The organism is Bradyrhizobium sp. (assembly GCF_028868675.1).
Taxonomy (GTDB): Bacteria; Pseudomonadota; Alphaproteobacteria; order Rhizobiales; family Xanthobacteraceae; genus Bradyrhizobium.
The window spans coordinates 1-3,375 of the sequence record NZ_JAGWUA010000320.1 but is presented as its reverse complement, the minus strand read 5'-3'; the positions used below and the strand labels follow the sequence as shown (position 1 = coordinate 3,375).

Annotated in this window: 4 protein-coding genes and 1 tRNA gene; all 5 read right to left on the bottom strand. The window is 66.0% G+C overall.

Annotated features, from left to right (window positions below):
- Positions 1-90, bottom strand: a tRNA-Ser gene (locus KGM94_RS24400).
- Between the two features lie 294 nt (positions 91-384).
- Complete coding sequence (locus tag KGM94_RS24395) at positions 385-1,848, bottom strand: trehalose-6-phosphate synthase (protein ID WP_300265041.1); 1,464 nt, start codon at positions 1,846-1,848, stop codon at positions 385-387.
- A gap of 17 nt (positions 1,849-1,865) precedes the next feature.
- Positions 1,866-2,099 carry a hypothetical protein gene (locus KGM94_RS24390; RefSeq protein ID WP_300265039.1) on the bottom strand — a complete coding sequence of 78 codons (234 nt, stop codon included), beginning with the start codon at positions 2,097-2,099 and terminating at the stop codon, positions 1,866-1,868.
- Positions 2,086-2,910: a trehalose-phosphatase gene (gene otsB / locus KGM94_RS24385; RefSeq protein WP_300265037.1), complete on the bottom strand. Its 825-nt coding sequence runs from the start codon at positions 2,908-2,910 to the stop codon at positions 2,086-2,088. The genes KGM94_RS24390 and otsB overlap by 14 nt, the downstream gene beginning before the upstream one ends.
- Positions 2,911-2,913: 3 nt before the next feature.
- Positions 2,914-3,375, bottom strand: a 462-nt coding sequence (locus KGM94_RS24380) for an MFS transporter (protein WP_300265034.1), incomplete at its 5' end; no start/stop codon positions are given.

Sequence of the window (3,375 nt, the reverse complement as noted above, 5' to 3'; positions counted from 1 at the left end):
TGGCGGAGAGAGTGGGATTCGAACCCACGGTACGGTTTCCCGCACACACGCTTTCCAAGCGTGCGCCTTAAGCCACTCGGCCATCTCTCCGAATGGCCCTCTCTTGAAGGGGCGCCGCCGATTTTGCAAGGGAGTGCGGGGCGAATGCGCGAAATTTCCCCAAGTCATTGTATTCAAAAGAGAATATTTTTCACGTCGGTCTCGCTTCAGGCCTGAGCGCTGACTCCCGCACGGCGCCCGTGCGACGATTCACGAAGCCATCTTCCATGTCGGGATCGGCGTGCTCGTCGGCCAGGGCAACGGCTCGGTGCCGCTCGACGACCCCAACGCACCCGACAGGGCGCGCTGCGCCATCCTCGACGGCGTATCGTATTGCCATTGACGTTAGAGCAGGCGCACGCCGGAGATCGCCGACCGCAGCCAGCGCAGCGCCTGTGGCGGCTGCGACGCCAGCGGCGCCACGGCCGCCCTTTCGCTCCGGCTCTTCTCCAGCGCCGCGACGAACTCCGCCGACCATTGCCGGATGGTGTGCCGCCGCAGCTTCTCCATCATCGCCTCCCAGCGCATGCGCCGTTCGGTGAGCGGCATCGACACCGCGATCGAGATCGCCCGCACCATGCCGTCGATGTCATGCGGATTGACCACGAGCGCGGTGTCGAGCTCGTTGGCGGCGCCGGCGAATTTCGACAGCACCAGCACGCCGGGATCGGCCGGATTTTGGGCCGCGACATATTCCTTGGCGACGAGGTTCATGCCGTCATGCAGCGGCGTGACGACGCCGACCTGCGCGGTGCGGTAGAGGCCCGCCAGCACGGCCTGGCCAAAGCCCTTGTTGAGGTAGCGGATCGGTGTCCAGTCCACCTCGCCATGGCGGCCGTTGACGTCGCTGACGAGGCGGGCGACCTCGTTCTGCAGATTGCCGTAGGCCTCGATGTTGCCGCGCGAGGGCGTCGCGATCTGCAGCAGCGAGATGCCGCGCACCAGATGCGGCTGCTCGGTCCACAGGCGGTCGAAGGCGTTGATGCGGTTGACGAGCCCCTTGGAATAGTCGAGCCGGTCGACCCCGATCGCGAGCTTCTCGCCGTTGAGGCTGCGCCGCAGCCGCGACACGTCGGGATGCGAGATCGCCTTCGTCGCATATTGCGCGAACTTCTCCGCGTCGATGCCGATCGGGAAGACCTGGCAGCGGGTGCGTCCGTGGCCGGAGACGACGACGCCGTCCTCGACGGCGAGCCCGAGGTCGCCGCCGGCATAGGCGAGGAAATTGCCGCGGTCCTCCTCGGTCTGGAAGCCGAGGAGATCGAAGGCGAGCATCGCTTCGATCAATTCGCGATGATGCGGCACGCCCTGCATCACGGCCGGCACGGGCCACGGCGTATGCAGGAAGAAGCCGATCGGATCGTCGACACCGAGCTGGCGCAGCTCGGCGCCGAGCGCCAGGAAATGATAGTCCTGCACCCAGAACGCGGTCTTCTCCTTGCGGAAGCGCAGCAGCGCGCGCGCCATGAAGGCGTTGACCTCGCGATAGCTGAGATAGTCGCCGTGTGAAACGCGGATCAGGTCGCTGCGCGAATGCAGCGCCGGCCACAGCGCCGAATTGGCGAAGCCCTCGTAATAGCCGCCGTAATGCGCGGCCGGCAGATCGAGCGTCGCGAGCGCGCCGGAACCGAGCGATTCGACCTCCGCAAACGGTTCCTTCTGGTGACCGTCGCGCACGCGGCCCGAGGAACCCACCCAGATCGCTCCGGAGTGTTCCACGACGGGCAACAGCGCTGCGGCGAGGCCCCCCGTCATGGGTTCGCTGGCCTTGCCGCGCGCGACGCGATTTGAAACGACGACGAGGTTCACAGGTCGTCCCCTCCTGTTCATTCCGTCCCGTTTAACTGACGTTCATCAATATGGTTCCGGAACATCGTTTCAACCAATTGAAACCAAAATCGGGCGCGCGCGTTGGAACCGGTTTTCGTGCGTGAAAGCCGGAATTCGACGCAAAGACAGATTTTTGCGCCGCGACTGTTCAGCTCGAAACGCGCGCGGCGAACATCGCCGGAGGTATTGTGGCTGCCGGGTGGCGCTGCCTTGTTTTCACCCGACGTCATCGAGCAGATGCGCGAGAAACTCGCGCACATCGCTCGGCGCATCGAAGTGACCGTTGACGCCGCGGGCGCGCCGGCCGACGGAGAAGGCGAGACCGTCCATGTCGGGCATGATCGCAAACACGGTCTCGTCGGTGACGTCGTCGCCGATGAACAGCGGACGGCGTCCCCTGAACGGCTCGTGCAGCATCAGCTCGCGCACGCCGCTCGCCTTGGTGAAGCCGGAATGCTTGATCTCGCAGACGAGCTTGCCGGGCAGCACCTCGATCGGCGCGTTCGGCAGGTCGGCGCGGATCAGCGAGACCGCCGCATAGATCGCCTTCTCCGCGTGCGGGGCCAGGCGATAATGCAGCGCGAGCGAATAGCCCTTGTCCTCGAGCAGAATGCCGGGGCTGAGCTTCGCGATCGCCGCCAGCCGCCGCTTCAATTCCCTGTCCATCGGCGGCGCGTGGCTCGCAACCGCCTCGCTGTCCGGCGAAAGCCGCAGCTCCGCGCCATGGCCGCCGATCGCGGGGAACTGGTCGGGCGCGAAGATCAGGTCGATGTCGTTGAGCGAGCGGCCGGAGACCAGTGCCAGCGCGCCGGAGGTGCGCTCGACCAGACGATTGAGCGTGTCGGACAGGCCGGGCGGCACCCAGACCTCGCGCGGCGTCGGCATCAGGTCGAGCAGCGTGCCGTCGATGTCGAGCAGGATCGCGGTCTCGCTCAGATGCGGCACCAGGGCATGCGGCACCGGCACCGTATCCGGCGCGTCCTGTTCCTCACGCATGGTCCGTTCGTCGTCCAATCGCATCTCGGCCAGTTCCGAACTCATAGTCTACTCCATGAAAGCGAGCGGCCGCGCGACTTGTTCGAGCGATTTGCGCTCCGAGGCGACGGCGTAGCGCCACGCCACGATCGCGGCCGCGATCATCAGCACCGAGCCCAGCAGGTAGCCCGCGAACACGCTGACGCGGGACCCGGTGTCGATCAGCACGCCGAACAGCGCGGGGCCGATGACCCCGCCGATGCCGGTGCCAACCGCATAGAAGACGGCGATCGCCAGCGCCCGCACCTCCAGCGGAAAGGTCTCGCTCACGGTCAGGTAGGCGGCGCTCGCCGCGGGCGAGGCGAAGAAAAAAATCACCATCCAGGCGATCGTCTGCCCCTGCGCGCTGAGCGCGCCGATCGAAAACAGGTATCCCGACAAGGCAAGCAGGAGGCCGGATACACCGTAGGTAAACACGATCATGGCGCGGCGACCGAGCGTATCGAAGAGACGGCCGAGCAGCAGCGGCCC

Coding starts and splice junctions, on each gene's coding strand:
- KGM94_RS24390 (WP_300265039.1), bottom strand. CDS start 2,099: ATGACGTCGGGTGAAAACAAGGCAGCGCCACCCGGCAGCCACAATACC.
- otsB (WP_300265037.1), bottom strand. CDS start 2,910: ATGAGTTCGGAACTGGCCGAGATGCGATTGGACGACGAACGGACCATG.